Source organism: Xanthomonas sp. GW, assembly GCF_014236815.1.
Classification (GTDB): Bacteria; Pseudomonadota; Gammaproteobacteria; order Xanthomonadales; family Xanthomonadaceae; genus Xanthomonas_A.
In genome coordinates, this window is sequence record NZ_CP051189.1 from 4,257,007 (window position 1) to 4,275,637 (window position 18,631).

Consider the following 18,631-nt stretch of genomic DNA (forward strand, 5'->3'; position numbering starts at 1 on the left):
GAACCGGAAAGCGGGCTGCGCGCGTGCCGGCGCGGCCGCGGCAGATCCACGATGCAAATGCGCGCTGACGCGCCTGCGCGCATCAGGTTTCCTCCGTCACGCGCAGCACTTCCTCGATCGTGGTCTGGCCGCTGAGCGCCTTGCCGATGCCGTCCTCGTACATCGTGCGCATGCCGGCTTCGCGCGCCAACTGTTCGATTTCGCCCATGCCGGCGTGGCGCATCACCGCGCGGCGCAGCGCGTCGTTCATCACCAGGAATTCCATGATCGTGGTGCGGCCCAGGTAGCCGGTCGGCGCGATCGCCGAAGGCCGCGGGCGGAACAGGAAGATCTCGCCTTCGGGCTGCAGCCGGCGCAGTTCGAACTTCTCGATCTCCTCCGGCGAGGCCGGGTAGCGCTCGGCATGGGTCGGCTCCAGCCGCCGCACCAGGCGCTGCGCCAGGATGCCGTTGATGGTGGAGGTCAGCAGATAGTCCTCCACGCCCATGTCGAGCAGGCGGGTGATGCCGCCGGCGGCGTTATTGGTATGCAGCGTGGACAGCACCAGGTGGCCGGTCAGCGCCGACTGGATCGCGATGCGCGCGGTTTCCAGGTCGCGCATTTCGCCGATCATGATGATGTCCGGATCCTGGCGCACGATGCTGCGCAGCGCGTGCGAGAAATCCAGCCCGATCTGCGGCTTGGCCTGGATCTGGTTGATGCCCTCGATCTGGTATTCGACCGGATCCTCGACGGTGATGATCTTGACGTCTGAGGTATTGAGCTGGCTCAGCGCGGTATACAGCGTGGTGGTCTTGCCCGAGCCGGTGGGGCCGGTGACCAGTAGGATGCCGTGCGGCTGCTCCAGCACCTTGCGGAACTGCGGCAGGAACGCGTCGGTGAAGCCGAGCCGGTGGAAGTCGAACACCACCGTCTCGCGGTCGAGCAAACGCATCACCACGCTCTCGCCGTGCGCGGTGGGCATGGTGCTCACGCGCAGGTCCAGTTCCTTGCCCTGCACGCGCAGCATGATGCGTCCGTCCTGCGGCAGGCGGCGCTCGGCGATGTTGAGCTTGGCCATGATCTTGACCCGGCTGATCACCGCCGCGGTCAGGTTGGCCGGCGGGCTTTCGCCGTCGATCAGCACGCCGTCGACGCGGTAGCGCACCTTCAGCCGGTTCTCGAACGGTTCGATGTGGATGTCCGAGGCGCGCAGTTCCACCGCGCGCTGGATCACCAGGTTCACCAGCCGGATCACCGGCGCTTCCGAGGCCAGGTCGCGCAGGTGCTCGATGTCGTCGGCCGCCGTGCTGTCGCCGTCGGCGGTCTCCACGATCGCGCCCATCGCGCTGCGACCCTGGCCGAACCAGCGCTCGATCAGGTCGTCGATCTCCGAGCGCAGGCCGACCCGCGGCAGCACCTGGAAACCGGTGGCCAGGCGCACCGCATCGGCGGCATAGGCCTCGTGCGGGTCGGACATCCACAGTTCCAGCACGCCGTCGTGCTCGCCCAGCGGGCACACGTGGAATTGCTTGAGGAAGCGCAGCGACAGCGGCTGCGCCTCGGGCAGGTGCTCCGGCGCGGTGGCCGGCAATTGCTTGGCGTCGAGCAGCGGCAGGCCCAGCACTTCGGCGCTGACCTCGGCGTGGTCGCGTTCGGACACCAGCCCCAGCCGCGCCAGCAGCGACAGCAGGCCGCCGCCGGATTCGCGCTGCAACTGGCGCGCGCGCAGCAGGTCGCCCTCCTTGAGCCGGCCCTTGGCCAGCAACGCATCGACGATGCGCGCCTCGGGCATATCGACAGCGGCAGCAGTGTCCTTGACGAGCGCGTTCACACAATCCCTCCAGAGCGTGCGGCGACTTTAGCAGTTCGGCGCGACTTGCCGCCTGCCTGCGCCGCGCCGGCCCGCCGCACTGTCTACGACGCCGCGGCAGCGCGGCACGCCGTCATTGGCATGACATACGCGGCGCGCAACATCGCGCGTTGCGGCGTCGTATGCATGGCGAGCGCGGCGTCGGCGCTGCAGCGCACAAGCGCAGTGGACTGCGGCCGCACGCCTGCGCAACGGCGGCTGCGCCGGCAGCGGCCGCGACCGCTGCGCTCGCGGTTTTCAGCTCCCGAACGCAGAAAACCCGGCCGAAGCCGGGTTTTCTGGGTCACTCCGGCGCCGTCGCCGGCGCCGTCCAATGCACGCTTACTGGCGCGCGACCAGGCTGACGCCGCTGTAGCTCGAGGTGCCGACCAGCTTGACGTAGTAGGTGCCGGCCTGCGGCGCGGTGAAGCGCACCGTCTCGTTGTTGCCCGGGCGCGCCGACTTGGCGTCGTAGCTGGTGGTGCTGGGCTCCTTGTCGAAGCTCACGTACAGCGACACATTGCCGCTGCCGCCGTAGGTGAGGAAGCTCAGCACCGCGCCGGCCTCGGCCTCGAAGCTGTACAGCACCTCGTTGCCTGCGGCACCGGTCAGGCCGGCCACCGCCACCTTGTTGGTCAGCGCGGTCGCCGGCGGTGCGCATTCCTCGGTCTGCGGATCGCACGGCACTTCCAGCGCCTTGTCCAGCGCAGCCTTGGCATCGACGATGCCGGTACCGATCGGGGTGCTGGTCGGGATCGACACCGGGAACGGACGCGCGGTCTGCTTGAGCAGGGTTTCCAGCGCGGCCGGGGTCAGCGGCGCATTGCCGGCGGCGATCACCGCGCTCTGCACCAGGGCCGCCACCGCCGCCACGTGCGGCGAGGCCATCGAGGTGCCGCCCATGCCCATGTAGGTGTAGTTGCCCGAAGTCGGCGTGGTCGCGCCGGTGTAGCCGTTCTGCCAGACGTAGCCGCCCGGGTTGCCGTCCACGCCGCCGCCGCCGCCCGGACCGGACAGGTCCACCGCCGCGCCATAGTTGGAGTAGGAGGCGATGCCGCCGGTGATGCGCGTCGCGCCGACCGCGATCACATTGGCGCAGCTGGCCGGACGGAAGTTGGCGGCATTGCCGGCGCTGTTGCCGGCCGCCACCACCACCGTGGTGCCGCGCGCCACCGCGCCGTTGATCGCATCCTGGTACAGGGCGTCGCAGGTGCCGCTGCCGCCCAGGCTCATGTTGATGACCTCGGCCGGATTGGCGTTGGCCGGCACGCCGGCGACGGTGCCACCGGAGGCCCAGGTGATCGCGTCGGCGATGTCGGACAGGTAGCCGCCGCACTTGCCGAGCACGCGCACCGGCAGCACCGTGGCGTTCGGCGCGACGCCGGCCATGCCAACGCCGTTGTTGGTGGCCTCGGCGACGGTGCCGGCGACATGGCTGCCGTGCCAGGAGCTGTCTTCGGCCAGCGAGCCCGCATAGCACTCGTTGTCGTTCTCGACCCAGTCGCCGTAGTCCAGCGCGCCCGGCACGCGCGCGTCGGTCGGACGCCGCGAGGTCTCCGCATCGGAGATGAAGTCGTAGCCCTGCAGCAGGTTCACCGCCACGTCCGGATGGTTCGGCAGGATGCCGGTATCCAGCACCGCGACGACCACGCCGTCGCCCTTGGACACGTCCCACGCCGCCGGCGAGTTGATGCCGCCGGTGGCGCTGCTCAGATGCCACTGGTACTGCGCGTACAGCGGGTCGTTGGGCACCAGCTGCGGCTGCTCCAGCGCAGCCTTGGGCAGCTCGGAGCGCTGCTGTTTGAGATCCTTCACCGCGTACTTGACCGCCGGATCGGCGGCGATTTCCGCCACCACCTTGTCCACGTCGGCCTTGCTCAACTTGCCCGATAGGCGGATCAGGTCGGCGCCCACGCCGAGGGTGCGCACGTATTCGGCGCGCACGCTGGCGGCCGCGGCACGGGAGATGCCGTTGCTGCCGCCCAGGCTGGCGCGGGTCACCGCCGACTGCACCGCCGACAGCTTGGCGCTGCGGTCGCTGGCGGCGGCGGTGCCGGCGTTGTAGCGCACCACGATGCGGCTGGAAGTCTGCGCGTCGGCCGGCGCGGCCTTGGCCGGCTGCTTGACCGGCAGCGACGCGGCACCGGCCGCGAATGCGCTCGAGGCCCCCAGCGACATTGCCAGCATGGCGGCGGCGATGGCATTGATACGGAGATTTTGCTTGTCGATCACGTTGACGTCCTCTTCAAAGTTTCGTGGATCAGGCGACTGTTGCGGCCGTAAAAAAGCTCCTTTTTCCCGAATCCGTTGGCCGGCCCAGCCAAGGTCCTTAGGTCTGCCCCCTCAGGCCATTGCGTGGGCGGACGACGGCACGCGCCGCCGTCCGCGATGGCTCACCAGCCGAAGCCGGCGCCGATGCCGACCGAGCTGTCGTCGCCGCTGAACGCGCCGCCGATGGTCAGCGTGGCGCGATCGCTGAAGGCGCGCTGGTAGCCCACCGACAACGCCGACTCGCCGTTCTGGAAACCGACGCCGGCACCGACCCGGTTCTGGGTGCGGATGCCCGCGGCGCTGGTGGCCATGTTGAGCATCGCCGCGCTCATCGCGCCCTGCCGGTCGATGCGGCGGTCCTGGTCGCGCAACCGCGCATCGACATCGCCGCGCAGCACGTCGAAGCTGTCGGCCATGGTGTTGAAGCGCGTGTCGGTGTACGACTTGGCGGTGGCGACGCCGCTGTCGAGCTGGCCCTTGTTGACCGCATCGGTGGCCTGCGTGCCGGCGGCGACGTTGGCGACCTGGCGCTCGTTGCCGGCGCTGCCCACCGACACCGTGTTGGCGCGGTCGGCGACCGACCCCTGGCCCAGCGCGACCGCCCCCTGCGCCGTGGCGCTGGCGCCCTGGCCCAACGCGGTGCCCGAGGCCGCGGTGACGCTGGCGCCCTCGCCCATCGCCACCGCATTGGTCGCCACCGCGGCGATGTGGCTGTTGGCGCCCACCGCGGTGCTGCCGTCGGCGTTGACCTTGGCGTTGCTTCCGATCGCGGTGTCGTTGGGGCCATGCGCATAGGCGCTGCCGCCGATCGCGGTGCCGGTGACGTCGTTGGCGCGCGCCGCGGTGCCGACCGCGGTCGCGCTCGCCCCCGCATCGGCCACGACCGCCTCGCCGACCTGCGCGGTGGACGCGGTACCGGATACCGTCGCCGACTCGGACGCCGCCTGTGCGGTGGCCACGCTCGACTCCGGCTCGGCCACCGAGGCCACGCTGGCGACACGCGCATTGCGGGAGACACTGGCAGTGCCGCCGCTGCGCGCATCCAGTTCGCTGACCTTGCCATCCAGCGCCGCCAGCGCATCGCCGACGTTGCTGTAGCTGGCGCCCTGGATCACGTAGGTCGGCGCCACGAACAGGCCTTGCGCGCCGAGCCCGGCACCGCCGCCGAGGAACGTGGCCATGTTGCTCAGCGACTGGTACAGCTGGCTGCCGTTGATCGCCTCGGTGCTGCCGGCGGCGATGCTGCCCGCGGTCAGATTGACGATGCGCCGCGTGGCCGGGCCGCCGCGGCCGTTGCCGCTGCCCAGCGACACCGTGTCGGCCTCGTACACGCGCGAACCGGCGCCGAGCGCGACCGCATTGTCGGCCGAGACGCCGGCGTTGGCGCCGATCGCCACGCCGTTGCTGCCGCTGTTGCGGACGAAGCTGTTGTAGCCCAGCGCCACGCCGTTCTCGCCGATCGCATTGGTCTGCAGGCCGATGGCGGTGCTGCGCGCGCCGCTGGCCGAACTGCTGGCGCCCGACGCGGTCGCGCCGGCGCCGCTGGCGAGGCTGTCCACGCCCAGCGCGGTGCTGCGCAGGCCGCTGGCGGTGGCGCCGGCACCGGCCGCGGTGCTGTTGACGCCGCTGGCGCTGGCCACGCCGCTGCCCGAGCTCTGGAAGTCGGCGCTGGTTTCGCCGGCGGCCGCCGCCACCGCATCGAGCTGCGTCTTGTTCACCGCATCGGTGGCGTTGACCGCCGCGCCGACGTTGGTGATGCGACGCGTGGCCGGCGCGCTGACCCCGTTGCCGCCGCCCACCGACACCACGTTGGCTTCGCTGGCGCGCGAACCGGCGCCGAGCGCGACGCTGTTGCTGCCGCTGGCCCAGGCGCTGGTGCCCAGCGCGGTGGCGTTGATGCCGCTGTAGGCGTAGGCATCCTGGCCGATCGCGGTGCCGCCCTGCGCCGTGGCCCAGGCGAACTGGCCCACCGCGGTGGTCTGCGCCGCGGTGGCCCAGGCCGACGCGCCGAGCGCGGTCGCATCCTCGCCGGTGGCGCGGGCGCTGTAGCCCAGCGCCGATGCATACGCGCCGGACGCGGTGCTGCCCCAGCCCAATGCCGAGGCGTAGTCGCCCGCCGCCTCGGCGCCGTAGCCGAAGGCGCTGGTGCGGGTGCCGCTGGCACTGCTGAACGCGCCGACCGCAGTGCTGTAGTCGGTCGTGGCTTCGGCCTTGTAGCCGTTGGCGGTGGACTGCACGCCGCTGGCCGTGGCGCCGGCGCCGCTGGCGCTGCTGAACGCGGCGGTGGCCTGCGCGCCCGCACCGAGCGCGGTGGCGCCGACTTCGCTGGCGGTGGTGGTGCCGTCGAGCAGCACGTTGCCGGCGTCGTCGGTGTAGTACAGCGAGCCGCCGATCGCGGTGCTGGACTCGCCGGTGGCGGTGGCGTTGTAGCCGGACGCGGTGGCGTACTGCGCACCGGCCAACGCGCCGCTGCCGAACGCCGAGGCGCCGGTGCCGAAGGCATTGGACGCCTCGCCGGCGGCGGTGGCGTAGTTGCCCTCGACATAGCTGCCGACATCGTCGGCCGGCGCTGCGCCGCCGCTGGCCTTGAACTGCTTGCCGGTGGCATCGGCGGACTGCTTGACCGCATCCAGCTGCGCGACATTGACCGCATCGGTGTCTTCAGTACCGGCGGCGACGTTGGCGATCTGCCGCTCGCTGCCGACGCTGCCCACCGACACGGTGTTGTCGCGATCGGCCTCGGACCCGGCGCCCAGCGCCACGCTGTTGCTGGCGGAGGCATAGGCGCCGTAGCCGAAGGCGCTGGAATCTTCGGCGCTGGCGTAGGCCAGGCTGCCGATGGCGGTGCTGAAGTCGGCGGTGGCGCCGGCGCCGGCACCGAATGCCGACGAGTTGGCACCGGAGGCCTCGGCCGGAATCAACCCGAAGAACGAGGTGCCGCCGACCGCGACGCTCTCCTCGCCGGACGCCACGCTGTACTCGCCCACCGCCACGCTGCTGGCACCGGAGGCGGTGGAGGCGACGCCGACCGCGGTGCCGTAGTCGCCGGCAGCGAGCGCGCCGTAACCCAGTGCCGAGGACAGGTAGCCGCTGGCTTCGCTGTAGCCGCCGAGCGCGGTGGCGCCGATGTTGGAAGCGCTGCTGCGGAAGCCGCTGGCGGTGGCCTGGTTGTCCGAGGCCACCGCTTCGCTGCCGGTGGCGGTGGAATAGGTCCCGCTGGCCTGCGCGCCGGCACCGCTGGCGGTGGCACCGATCTCGCTGGCCAGCGCACCGTTGCCGATGGCGATGCTGTCCTGGCCCAGCGCCTGGCTGTCGCTGCCGAGCGCGACCGCATCGCTGCCGCTGGACACCGCGTTGAAGCCGATCGCGGTGGCCCCGGCGGCCAGCGCATTGGCGCCGCCGCCCAATGCGGTGCTGCCGTCGCCGATCGCATTGGCCGCCTCGCCGGCGGCCAGCGCATTGTCGCCTTCGACATAGGCGCCGGCATCGCTGGCGTCGCTGCCGCTGGCCTGGAAGTACTTGCTGGTGGTTTCCGCCGCCTGCTTGACCGCATCGAGCTGGGCGACGTTGACCGCGTCGGTGGCGTCGGTGCCGGCGGCGACGTTGGTGATCTGGCGCTCGTTGCCGGCGCTGCCCACCGACACGCTGTAGGCGCGGTCTGCGACCGAACCCGCACCCAGCGCCACGGCGTTGGAGGCGGTCGCCTCGCTGCCGGCGCCGATCGCCACTGCGCTTTCCGCATCGGCCAGGCTGTTGGTGCCAAGGGCGATGGTGTTGACCTGGTTGCCCAGCGCCTGGAAGCCCATCGCCACGCTGTAGTTGCCGTAGCCGAACGCACCGCGACCCACCGCGGTGGCGCTGAGGCCCGGTGCCCAGCTGTTGAAGCCGATCGAGGTGGCGCCGCTGCCGCTGGCCCACGCCCCGGTGCCGAATGCCGAGGCATTGCTGCCGGTCGCCCAGGCCGAAGCGCCGAACGCCGAGGCGCCATCGGCGGTGGCCCAGGCGTAGGCGCCGCTGGCAGTGGCGTCGTCGCCGCTGGCCCAGGCGTTGTCGCCCTGCGCCAGGCTGTAGCTGCCGGTCGCACGCGCCTTGTAGCCGCCGGCGGTGCTGTGGTCGCCGGTGGCCTGCGCGCCGTAGCCGGTGGCGGTCGCCAGCGCACCGGTGGCCTGTGCGCCGGCACCGATGGCGGTGGCGTTCTCGCCGGCGTTGGCGCCGATCATCTGCGTATTGCCGTCGGCATCGGTGATCGGCTGGTTGTACTGGTCGAACGCCTGGCCCTGGCCGCCAATGGCAGTACTGCCGGCGCCGCCGGCGGTGCTGCCGTTGCCGAGCGCGACCGCGTCGCTGCCGATCGCGGCGGCGCCGCTGCCGTACGCGGCCGCGCCGTTGCCGTAGGCGTTGGCCGCATCGCCTGCCGCGACGGCGCCCTCGCCATCGGCGTAGGCGCCGACCGTGCCGCTGCCGCTGCTGGTGAAGAACTTGGAGGTGGTCTCGGCGGTCTGCTTCACCGCGTCCAGCTGTGCCACGTTGACCGCGTCGGTGGCCTGGCTGCCGGCGGCGACGTTGGCGATCTGCCGTTCGCTGCCCACATCGCCGACCGACACCGTGTTGGCGCGGCGCGCGACCGAGTTGGAACCCAGCGCCACGCTGTCGGCGGCGAGCGCGGTGCTGTAGTAGCCGATCGCGGTGCTGTTGGCGCCGCTGGCCCAGGACTCGGCGCCGAGCGCCGTGGCGAAGGCGCCCGGCGCATAGGCGAAGTAGCCCAGCGCGGTGCTTTCCAGACCGGAGGCCTCGCTGAGGCTGCCGCTGGCCAGGCTGTAATCGCCCGACGCGATCGCGCCGGCGCCGAACGCCGCCGAACTCTCGCCGCTGGCGTGGGTCTGCACGAACAGGCCCAGGCCCGGGATCAGGTCGGCCGGGCCGCCGACGGCGACGCTGCTGGCGCCGGTCGCCGCGCTCTGCGTGCCGATCGCGGTGGCGTAATCGCCGCTGGCATTGGACACCGCGCCGAACGCCGAGGCCTGCGCGCCGCTGGCATAGGCGCCCACGCCCACCGCCGAGGCGGCGAAGCCGCCGGCATCGGCGCTGGCGCCCAGCGCGGTGCCGCCGACGCCGGCGCTGGTCGCACCGGTATCCACCGCCACGCCGCCGTTGGTGATCAGCGGGTCGCCGTTCTCGTCGACCGCTACCCCACCCACGGCCACCGCCGCCGGGCCGGTGGCCTGCGCGTTGGTGCCGAACGCGGCGCTGTTCTGCCCCGCCGCGACCGCGCCGCTGCCCACCGCGGTCGCCCCGCTGCTCAACGCATCGGCACCGCCGCCGAGCGCGGTGCTGCCGTTGCCGATGGCATTGGCCGCCTCGCCCGCGGCCAGCGCATCGTCGCCTTCGACATAGGCGCCGGCGTCGCTGTTGCCGGCGCTGGCCTGCAGATACTTGCCCGCTTCCTGCAGCTGCGCGACGTTGACCGCATCAGTGGCCTCGGTGCCGGCGGCGACACTGGTGATCTGCCGGGTCAGGCCGCTGGCCACGTCGCCGACCGAGACGCTGTTGTCGCGGTCCGCGTAGGAATACGCGCCGAGCGCGACCGCGCTGGATGCGGAACGTTCCTGCGCATCCGCGAGCCAGCTGCTGACCCGCGCGCCGTAGCCGATCGCGGTCGCGTCGGTGCCGTTGGCCGCGCTGTTGGCACCGATCGCGGTGCTGCTGTCGTGGAACATCGAGGTCACCGCATCGGCGCCGAGAGCCACGCTGTTGGCGGTCCAGGCGGTGGACGCCTGGCCGATCGCCACCCCGCCCTCGCCTGCGGACAGCGCATGGGCGCCAAGCGAGACGGTGTGCGGCGCGAACGAACCGGCGCTGTGGCCGATCGCCACCGAGTCGGCGGTACCGTTTTCCAGGTTCGGGAAGACGTTGGCGTTGTAGCCCAGCGCGATCGCGTAATCGCCCTGGCTCTGCGCGCCCGCGCCCAGGGCGACGCCGCCGACGCCGGTCGCCGCGGCGATGCCGACGCTGTTGCCGGCGCTTTCGGCGGCGGTGCTGACGCCGCCGATGGCGACGCTGTCGGTGCCGCTGGCCAGGGCATTCATGCCCATCGCCACGGTGCTGGTCGCGGTCGCCCGCGCGCCGATACCGGTCGCGGTGGCGTAGTCGCCCGCAGCGCGCGAGCCGTAGCCCACCGCCGTGCCCAGCGCGCCGGACACTTCGGACAGGCCGCCGACCGCGGTGGCGCCATCCTGGAAGGTCTGCGCGTGGTAGCCCAGCGCGGTGCTCTGCACGCCGCTGGCGGAACTGCCGGTGCCGACCGCGGTGCTCAGCGCATCCAGCGCCTGCGCGCCGCCGCCGACCGCGGTCGCCGCGGTGCCCAGCGCCTGCGTGGTCTGCTCGCGGCTGCCAATGATGAAACCGTCGTCGTCGTAGTCGTAGACGGTGGCGACGCCGCCGATCGCGGTCGCCGACTCGCCATTGGCAGTGGCATTGGCGCCGAGCGCGCTGGCGTTCTGGCCATTGGCCACCGCGCCGCTGCCGATCGCAGAGGCGGCGGTGCCGCCGGCGAAGCTGCTGGAGCCGAGCGCGGTGGCGTAGTCGCCATCGGCCAAGGCGTTGGAACCGGAGGCGGTGGCGTCTTCGCCTTGCGCCAGTGCGCTGCCTTCGCCGCTGGCGGAGAACAGGCGCGCGGTGGTGTCGGCGACGTTGGCGACCGCATCGAGCTGGTCCAGGTTCACCGCATCGGTGCCCTCGGTACCGGCGGCGACGTTGGCGATCTGGCGTTCGTTGCCGGCGCTGCCGACCGACACCGTGTCGGCGCGGTCGGCGGTGGAACCCTGGCCGAGTGCGACGCTGCGGACGGCCGCGGCCTTGGCGCCGTAGCCCAGCGCGGTGGAGTCCTCGGCCTGCGCCCAGGAGGCGCCGCCGAGCGCGGTGCTGGAGTCGCCGTCGGCCGAACTCAGCCAGCCGATCGAGGTGGAGAACGCGCCGTTGGCCCAGGCGCCGGCGCCGAACGCCGAACCGCCTTCGCCCTGCGCTTCGGTCGTCAAAAAGCCGAGCACGCTGCCGCCGACCGCGGTGCTGGATTCGCCGCTGGCCAGGCTCGACTCGCCCACTGCCACGGCGCTGCCGCCGCTGGCATTGGCGCCGTAGCCGAACGCGGAGGCGAACTCGCCGCCGGCCTGGCTGAAGCCGCCGTTCGCGGTGCTCGCCAGACCGCCAGCTTCGGCAGAGAAACCGGTCGCAGTGCTCTGCACGCCGTCGGCGCGCGCGGCGGTACCGAGTGCGGTGGAGAACGCGCCGTTGCCCTGCGCCCCGGCGCCGAACGCGCTGGCGCCCTGCGCCGCGGCGCTGGTGGTGCCTTCCAGCAGCACCTCGCCGTTCTCGTCGACGATCGACAGCGCACCGCCGACCGCGGTCGCCGAAGCGCCGGTCGCGGTCGCGTTGCTGCCCACCGCGGTGGCATTGCCGCCGATGCTGGTGGCGCCGCTGCCGAGCGCGCTGCTGCCGTTGCCGATCGCATTGGCGGCTTCGCCGGCGGCCAGCGCGTTGTCGCCTTCGACATAGGCGCCGGCGTCGCTGTCGGCGCTGCCGCTGGACTGGAAATATTTGGCGGTGGTGTCGGCGGTCTGCTTCACCGCGTCCAGCTGGGCCACGTTGACCGCGTCGGTGGCTTCGCTGCCGGCGGCGACGTTGGTGATCTGGCGCTCGGCGCCGGCCTTGCCGACCGACACGCTGTTGTCGCGATCGGCGAGCGCATCGGCGCCCAGCGCCACGCTGTTCTCGCCCTGCGCCACGGCGGCATTGCCCAGCGCGGTGCTGTTGTAGCCGGTCGCGCTGGCGAAACCGCCGACGGCGGTGGCGAAGTCGGCATCGGCGGTGGCGCCCAGGCCGACCGCCGCGGTGGCGGTGCCGTTGGCGATGCTTTCGGCGCCGAGCGCGGTCGCGCCGATGCCGCTGGCGGTGCTGTAGTAGCCGAGTGCGGTGGATTCCAGGCCGTTCGCTTCGCTGAGCGCGCCGCTGGCCACGCTGCCGTCGCCGCTGGCGTTGCTGGCCGCGCCGGTGGCGGTGCTCTGTTCGCCGCTGGCGTTGCTTTCGGCGCCGACCGCGGTGGCGTAGTCGCCGCTGGCGCTGGCGCCGTCGCCGATCTGCAGCGCCTGCGCCTGTGCGGCCGAGGGCAGTACGGATCCGCCGGCGCCCAGCGCCATGGCGATCGCGGCCGACAAGGCCAGGCCCTGCGCGCGCCCAGCCCTGCCTTCGCGAACGAGCTGGCCGCGGGAATCGCCGCTGGCCAGTTCCGAGGCCACGGTCCACATCCCCAACGCCTTGTTCCAGACCTTGCGATAAATCCGATTCATCGAGTACTGCTCCTCAATAGGCTGGTTTTTGGTCAAAAAGCCACCCTCGCCCGGCATTCCAGCCGGCCGACCCCCTGTCGGTATTTGCGCCGCATCCCTGACCCGGAGCGCGAGAGGCGGGTGCCTGTCGCTGCGCGTCTGCCTTGATGAACCAAGACGAAATGCGGAACTGTCTGGAGTGTTAACCCCGTATCTTGAGTACGTCAAGTTTTTGACTTGAAACGGCAATAACAGTGATGGAAATCTCGGATTTACAACTTAATTGTTAATTTTTAGATAAATTTCAATCAAAACAAGACATTCCGCCAAATTCTCGGCACGGCACTTGCCATGCGTTGACATCAGGCGGAAGCAGCATTCGCTGTTGCGCCAAGGGTTTGACGCGAATCGGGGGTGATGGTGGAAAGCGGTTGCCGCCGGTCTGAGGGAGGGCCGCGTTCCGCCGTGCACAAGCGCAACTGCGCAGAACGCGGCCGTTGGCCGGCGGTAGAAGGCGATGGCCGGCAGTCGCCGGCGGGTGCGCATAGCGGGGGCTTCTTCAGCCGGTTGCAAGCTGCGGCGGCTGGCGGTCACTCGGCGATTCGGGACGGCTCCGGCAGTTCACCGAGGCTTCGCCCGTACCCTCATCCGGCCCTGCGGGCCACCTTCCCCCGAAAAGGGGGCCATGGTCCCGAGGGGAGAAGGGAACAGCCGAGCGCACATAGCCCCTCTCCCGCCGGGAGAGGGGTTGGGGTGAGGGTACGGCGCGCAGCGTCTCGCGGAGTTTGGGTGCACGAGGCTACGCCCGGACCCTCATCCGCCCCTTCGGGGCACCTTCTCCCGAAGGGAGAAGGGAACAGCCGAGCGCGCATAGCCCCTCTCCCACCGGGAGAGGGGTTGGGGTGAGGGTGCGGCGCGCAGCGTCTCGCGATGTTTAGGGTGCACGAGGCTTCGCCCGCACCCTCATCCGCCCCTGCGGGGCACCTTCCCCCGAAAAGGAGGCCATGGTCCCGAGGGGAGAAGGGAACAGCCGAGCGTGCATAGCCTCTCTGCGCCGGGCCGGCGCAGGGCGCGCTCGCTCGCATCACGCAACCGCGCCCGCCGATGGCGGGCGCGGCAGACGGGCGCTCAGCCCACCCACACCCGCGCGTTGCGGAACATGCGCAGCCACGGCGAAGCGTCCGCCCAGCCTTCGGGGTGCCAGCTGAGGTTGAGCGAGCGCGGGGTGCGCTCGGGATGCGGCATCAGGATCGTCACCCGGCCGTCGTCGCTGGTCAGGCCGGTGATGCCGTCGGGCGAGCCGTTCGGGTTCAGCGGATAGCGCGCGGCGACCTCGCCGTTGCCGTCGACGAAGCGCAACGCCACACGCGCGGCGGCCTGGTCCACGGCGTTGTCGAACTCGGCGCGGCCTTCGCCATGCGCCACCGCCACCGGGATCCGCGAGCCGGCCATGCCGCGCAGGAAGATCGATGGCGACTCCACCACTTCCAGCAGGCTGGTGCGCGCCTCGAACTGCTCGCTGCGGTTGCGCAGGAAGCGCGGCCAGTGTTCGGCGCCGGGAATGATGTCCTTGAGCTGGCTGAGCATCTGGCAGCCGTTGCACACGCCCAGCGCGAACGTGTCCGGGCGCGCGAAGAACGCCGCGAACGCATCGCGCAGCGCGGGCCGCTCCAGGATCGAGGTGGCCCAGCCGCGGCCGGCGCCGAGCACATCGCCGTAGCTGAAGCCGCCGCAGGCGGCCAGGCCGACGAAATCGGCCAGGTCCACGCGGCCGGCGATCAGGTCGCTCATGTGCACGTCGAAGGCGCGGAAACCGGCTTGCTCGAACGCGTTGGCCATCTCGATCTGGCCGTTGACGCCCTGCTCGCGCAGGATCGCCACCTTGGGCCGCTGCCCGCTGGCGACGAACGGCGCTGCCACATCCTCGGCCGGGTCGAACGCCAGCTTCGGCTTCAGCCCAGGCGCGGCGAAATCGCGCGCCACCGCGCGCTCCTCGTCGGCGCTGTCGGGGTTGTCGCGCAGCTTCTGCATGGCGTGGCTCACCGACCACCACGCGTCGAACAACTCCTCCCAGCGCCATTCGACCAGGGTCTTGCCGGCCAGCCCCACGCGCACCACCGCGGCGGTGCTGGGGCGGGCGATGCGCTGCGCGCACTCGGTCAGCGCGTGCCGCTCGATCAGATCGGCGAACGCGGCGCGGTCCTCGTTGGCGACCTGTACCACCGCGCCCAGTTCCTCGTTGAACAGGCTGCGGAACGGATCGTCGCCCCAGGCATCGAGATTGATCTCCAGGCCCTGGCGCGAGGCGAACGCCATCTCGCACAGGGTGGCGAAGGCGCCGCCGTCGCTGCGGTCGTGGTAGGCCAGCAGCAGCCCGGCCTCGCGCGCATCGCGGATCAGTTCGAAGAACGCGCGCAGGCGCTGCGCATCGTCCAGGTCCGGCACCGCGCCGCCGAACGCCGGCAAGCCGCCCTCGGCATGCACCTGCGCCAGCACCGACCCGCCCAGGCGCTGCTTGCCGCCGCCCAGCCCGATCAGCCACAACTCGCTCTCCGCCTCGCGCGCCAGCAACGGCGTCAGCTGCGCGCGCGCGTCGGCCACCGGGGCGAACGCGGTGACGATCAGCGACACGGGCGAAACGCTTTTATGCGTTTCGCCGGGACTGGAGAATGGGGAATCGGGAATCGCAGAAGCGGAGTCGTCGGTTGCGGAAACGTCGCGCGTTTCCCCATTCCCGATTCCCGATTCCCGATTCACGGCAGTCACCGCCCACTGCGCCTGCATCGACAACGAATCCTTGCCGACCGGAATGCTCAGGTCCAGCTGCGGGCACAGTTCCATGCCCACCGCCTTGACCGCCGCGTACAGCCGCGCGTCCTCGCCGGCGTGGTTGGCCGCGGCCATCCAGTTCGCCGACAGCTTGACCTGCGCCAGCGCCTCGACCGGCGCCGCGCACAGGTTGGTGATCGCCTCGCCGACCGCCATGCGCGCCGCCGCGGCGGCATCGAGCAGCGCCAGCGGCGTGCGTTCGCCGATCGCCATCGCTTCGCCGGCGTAGGTCTCGAACCCGGCCAGGGTGATCGCGCAATCGGCCAGCGGCAGCTGCCACGGACCGATCATCTGCTCGCGCGCGGTCAACCCGCCGACGCTGCGGTCGCCGATCGTGACCAGGAAACTCTTCGCCGCCACCGCCGGATGCGCCAGCACGCGCAACCCGGCCTCGCGCAGGTCCAGCGTGTCGGTGTCCAACTCGGGCCAACGCGGTGCCGGCGGCCGCCGCGCATCGCGGTGCATCTTCGGCGGCTTGCCGAACAGCACGTCCATGGGCAGGTCGATGGGGTGCCGGGATTGGGGATTGGGGATTGGGGATTCGTAAGAAGCGGACTCGGCTGGCTGTTCACCATTCCCGATTCCCGATTCCCCATTCCCGCCGCCGAAGACGCCATAGCCCACGATGAGCCGTTCCTCGGCGGTCGCCACGCCGACCGCGGCGAACGGGCAGCGCTCGCGTTCGCAGAGCGCGGCGAATTCGGCCAGGCGCGCCTGCGGCACGCCGAGCACGTAGCGCTCCTGCGATTCGTTGCACCACAGCTGCATCGGCGACAGCGACGGGTCGTCGCTGGGCACGCGGTCCAGGTCGATGAGGCCGCCCACGCCGGAGTCGTGCAGCAGTTCGGGAATCGCGTTGGACAGGCCGCCGGCGCCGACGTCGTGGAACCAGCGGATCGGGTTGTCGGCGCCCAGCGCCACGCAGCGGTCGATGACCTCCTGCACGCGCCGCTCCATCTCCGGGTTGTCGCGCTGCACGCTGGCGAAATCCAGATCCTCGGCGCTGTCGCCGGAGGCCACCGAACTGGCCGCGCCGCCGCCCAGGCCGATCAGCATCGCCGGGCCGCCGAGCACGATCACCGCGTCGCCCGGCTGCAGGCGGATCTTCTCGACCTGGATGCGATCGATCGCGCCGAGGCCGCCGGCGAGCATGATCGGCTTGTCGTAGGCGCGGGTCAGGTCCTGCGTCTCCGGCAGTTCGAAGCTGCGGAAATAGCCGAGCAGGTTGGGCCGGCCGAATTCGTTGTTGAACGCGGCGCCGCCGAGCGGAGCCTCGAGCATGATCTCCAGCGCCGGGGCCATGCGCGGGTTCAACGGGCGCTCGGCTTCCCACGGCTGCGGCAGGGTCGGGATGCGCAGGTGCGAGACGCTGAAGCCGGTCAGGCCGGCCTTGGGCTTGCCGCCGCGGCCGGTGGCGCCCTCGTCGCGGATCTCGCCGCCGGCGCCGGTGGAGGCGCCCGGGAACGGCGCGATCGCGGTCGGGTGGTTGTGGGTCTCGACCTTGATGCAGAACGCCGACGGCGTCACCGGCTCGCTGCGGTATTCGCCGCTGGCCGGATCCGGGCGGTAGCGCGCGGCCGGATGCCCTTCCACCACCGCCGCGTTGTCGCTGTACGCGCTGAGCGTGTGCTGCGGGGTCTGCTGGTGGGTGTGCTTGATCATCCGGAACAGCGAGCGTTCCTGCTCCTTGCCGTCGATGCTCCAACTGGCGTTGAAGATCTTGTGCCGGCAGTGCTCGGAATTGGCCTGCGCGAACATCATCAGCTCGACGTCGGCCGGATCGCGGCCGAGTTCGCCGAAGCGCTGGCGCAGGTAGTCGATCTCGTCCTGCGCCAGGGCCAGGCCCAGCCGCGCGTTGGCCGCTTCCAGCTGGTCCAGCGCGATGCGCTCGACGTCGCCGCGCGCCGGCGCCTGGAACAGCGCCTGCGCCTGCGCGGCGCCGTCCAGCAGCGACTGGGTCATCGGGTCGTGCAGCAGCTTGGCCAGCGCCGCCTGCTGGATGGCGTCTTCGGGCCAGCCGGCCAGGTCCAGGCGGGTGCCGCGCTCCACGCGGCGGATTGCCAGGCCGGCGCCGCGCACTAGTTCGGTGGCCTTGCTCGACCACGGCGAGCGCGTGCCCAGCCGCGGCACCACGTAGCGCGAGCGGGTACCCGCCTCGGCCTCGGCCGGCGCGTCCTGCGCCTGCAGGATGCGTTGCGCGGCGGCGGTATCCACCGCGCCGTCGGCGTCGCTGTCGATGAAGTAGACGTGCCAGGCGCCTGCGATGCGCAGACCGGGAACGACGGATTGCAGGCGGGTTTCGAGCCGAGCGCGACGGAACGGCGAAAGGGCGGAAGCGCCCTCGAGGACGATCATGTCCGGGGAACCGTGTGAGGTAAACGGGCTGCGTAGTGTAGCCGGGACTCGGGACCGGGGACTCGGGACTCGCAAACGCTGTTTTAAGGGAGCGGGAAAATTCCCAGAAATCAATAACTAACGCAGACGACACGAACGCCCGAATCAACGCTCACATGCCGGGGACGCGCGTTTGCGAATCCCCAATCCCCAATCCCAAATCCCGGCCGCTTAGCGACTACCGCCCGCCCGGCCCGCCTCGGCCGCGCGCTTGTCCAGCGCCTCGCGCAGCTGCGCCGGCGGCAGGTAGCCGCCGAGCTGGGTGCCGTCCGGGGCGAAGATCGCCGGGGTGCCGTTGACGCCCAGGCGCTGGCCCAGGTTGTACTGCATGGTCACCGGGTTCTTGCAGCTGGCCGCGCTCGGCACCTTGCCGTTGGCCTTGGCCTCGGTCAGCGCCTTCTTCTTGTCGGCCGCGCACCACACCGCGACCATGTCCTTGTAGTCCTGGCTACCCAGGCCCATGCGCGGGAACGCCAGGTACTCCACCGCGATGCCCTGCTTGTTGAGCTCGGCGATCTCGCTGTGCAGCTTGCGGCAGTAGCCGCACTCGATGTCGGTGAACACGCTGATGGTGTACTTCGGATTGGCCGGGGCGAATACGATGCGCTCGGTGCGCGGCGCCGATTCCAGCAGCTTGCGGCGGTAGTTCAGCAGGCCCTCGCTGGAGGCGAACTGCTTTTCCTGGATGTCGAACGGCTGCGCCTGGAACAGGTAGCGGCCGTCGTCGGACACGTACAGCACCTGCCCGCCGACCACCACTTCGCGGAAGCCCGGGAACGGCGCGGCGCCGATGAAGTCGGGCTTGAAGTTCGGATCCAGCTGCAGCAGCGCCGCACGCACGCGCTGGTCGCCCGGGGTGCCGGCAGGAGCGGCGGCCGGCTTGGCCGGGGCGGCGCCGGCGCCGGTGGGCGAAGCCGGCTGCGCGCAGGCGGAAAGGGACGTGGCGCCCAGCAGCGCAAAAAGAGCAAAACGGAGCATTGGCTAT

General features: G+C 71.3%; 5 protein-coding genes. All 5 read right to left on the reverse strand.

What is annotated here, in order from left to right; genetic code table 11:
• Positions 1-82: 82 nt before the first annotated feature.
• Positions 83-1,774: a type II secretion system ATPase GspE gene (gspE, locus tag HEP73_RS18360; RefSeq protein ID WP_185823482.1), complete on the reverse strand. Its 1,692-nt coding sequence runs from the start codon at positions 1,772-1,774 to the stop codon at positions 83-85.
• A gap of 399 nt (positions 1,775-2,173) precedes the next feature.
• The gene (locus HEP73_RS18365) at positions 2,174-4,063 is read right to left on the reverse strand and encodes a S8 family peptidase (protein WP_185821035.1); all 1,890 of its coding nucleotides are present in this window, start codon (positions 4,061-4,063) and stop codon (positions 2,174-2,176) included.
• A gap of 161 nt (positions 4,064-4,224) precedes the next feature.
• Positions 4,225-12,444, reverse strand: coding sequence for an ESPR-type extended signal peptide-containing protein (locus HEP73_RS18370; protein ID WP_185821036.1), 8,220 nt, complete (start codon positions 12,442-12,444; stop codon positions 4,225-4,227).
• 1,107 nt (positions 12,445-13,551) lie between these two features.
• Positions 13,552-17,607, reverse strand: a complete 4,056-nt coding sequence (gene purL / locus HEP73_RS18375; RefSeq protein ID WP_185821037.1) for a phosphoribosylformylglycinamidine synthase — start codon at positions 17,605-17,607, stop codon at positions 13,552-13,554.
• A 210-nt stretch (positions 17,608-17,817) separates the two neighbouring features.
• The gene (locus tag HEP73_RS18380; RefSeq protein ID WP_185821038.1) at positions 17,818-18,624 is read right to left on the reverse strand and encodes a DsbC family protein; all 807 of its coding nucleotides are present in this window, start codon (positions 18,622-18,624) and stop codon (positions 17,818-17,820) included.
• Between the last annotated feature and the right edge of the window lie 7 nt (positions 18,625-18,631).

Coding starts and splice junctions, on each gene's coding strand:
- gspE (WP_185823482.1), bottom strand. CDS start 1,774: ATGCCCGAGGCGCGCATCGTCGATGCGTTGCTGGCCAAGGGCCGGCTC.
- HEP73_RS18370 (WP_185821036.1), bottom strand. CDS start 12,444: ATGAATCGGATTTATCGCAAGGTCTGGAACAAGGCGTTGGGGATGTGG.
- purL (WP_185821037.1), bottom strand. CDS start 17,607: ATGATCGTCCTCGAGGGCGCTTCCGCCCTTTCGCCGTTCCGTCGCGCT.
- HEP73_RS18380 (WP_185821038.1), bottom strand. CDS start 18,624: ATGCTCCGTTTTGCTCTTTTTGCGCTGCTGGGCGCCACGTCCCTTTCC.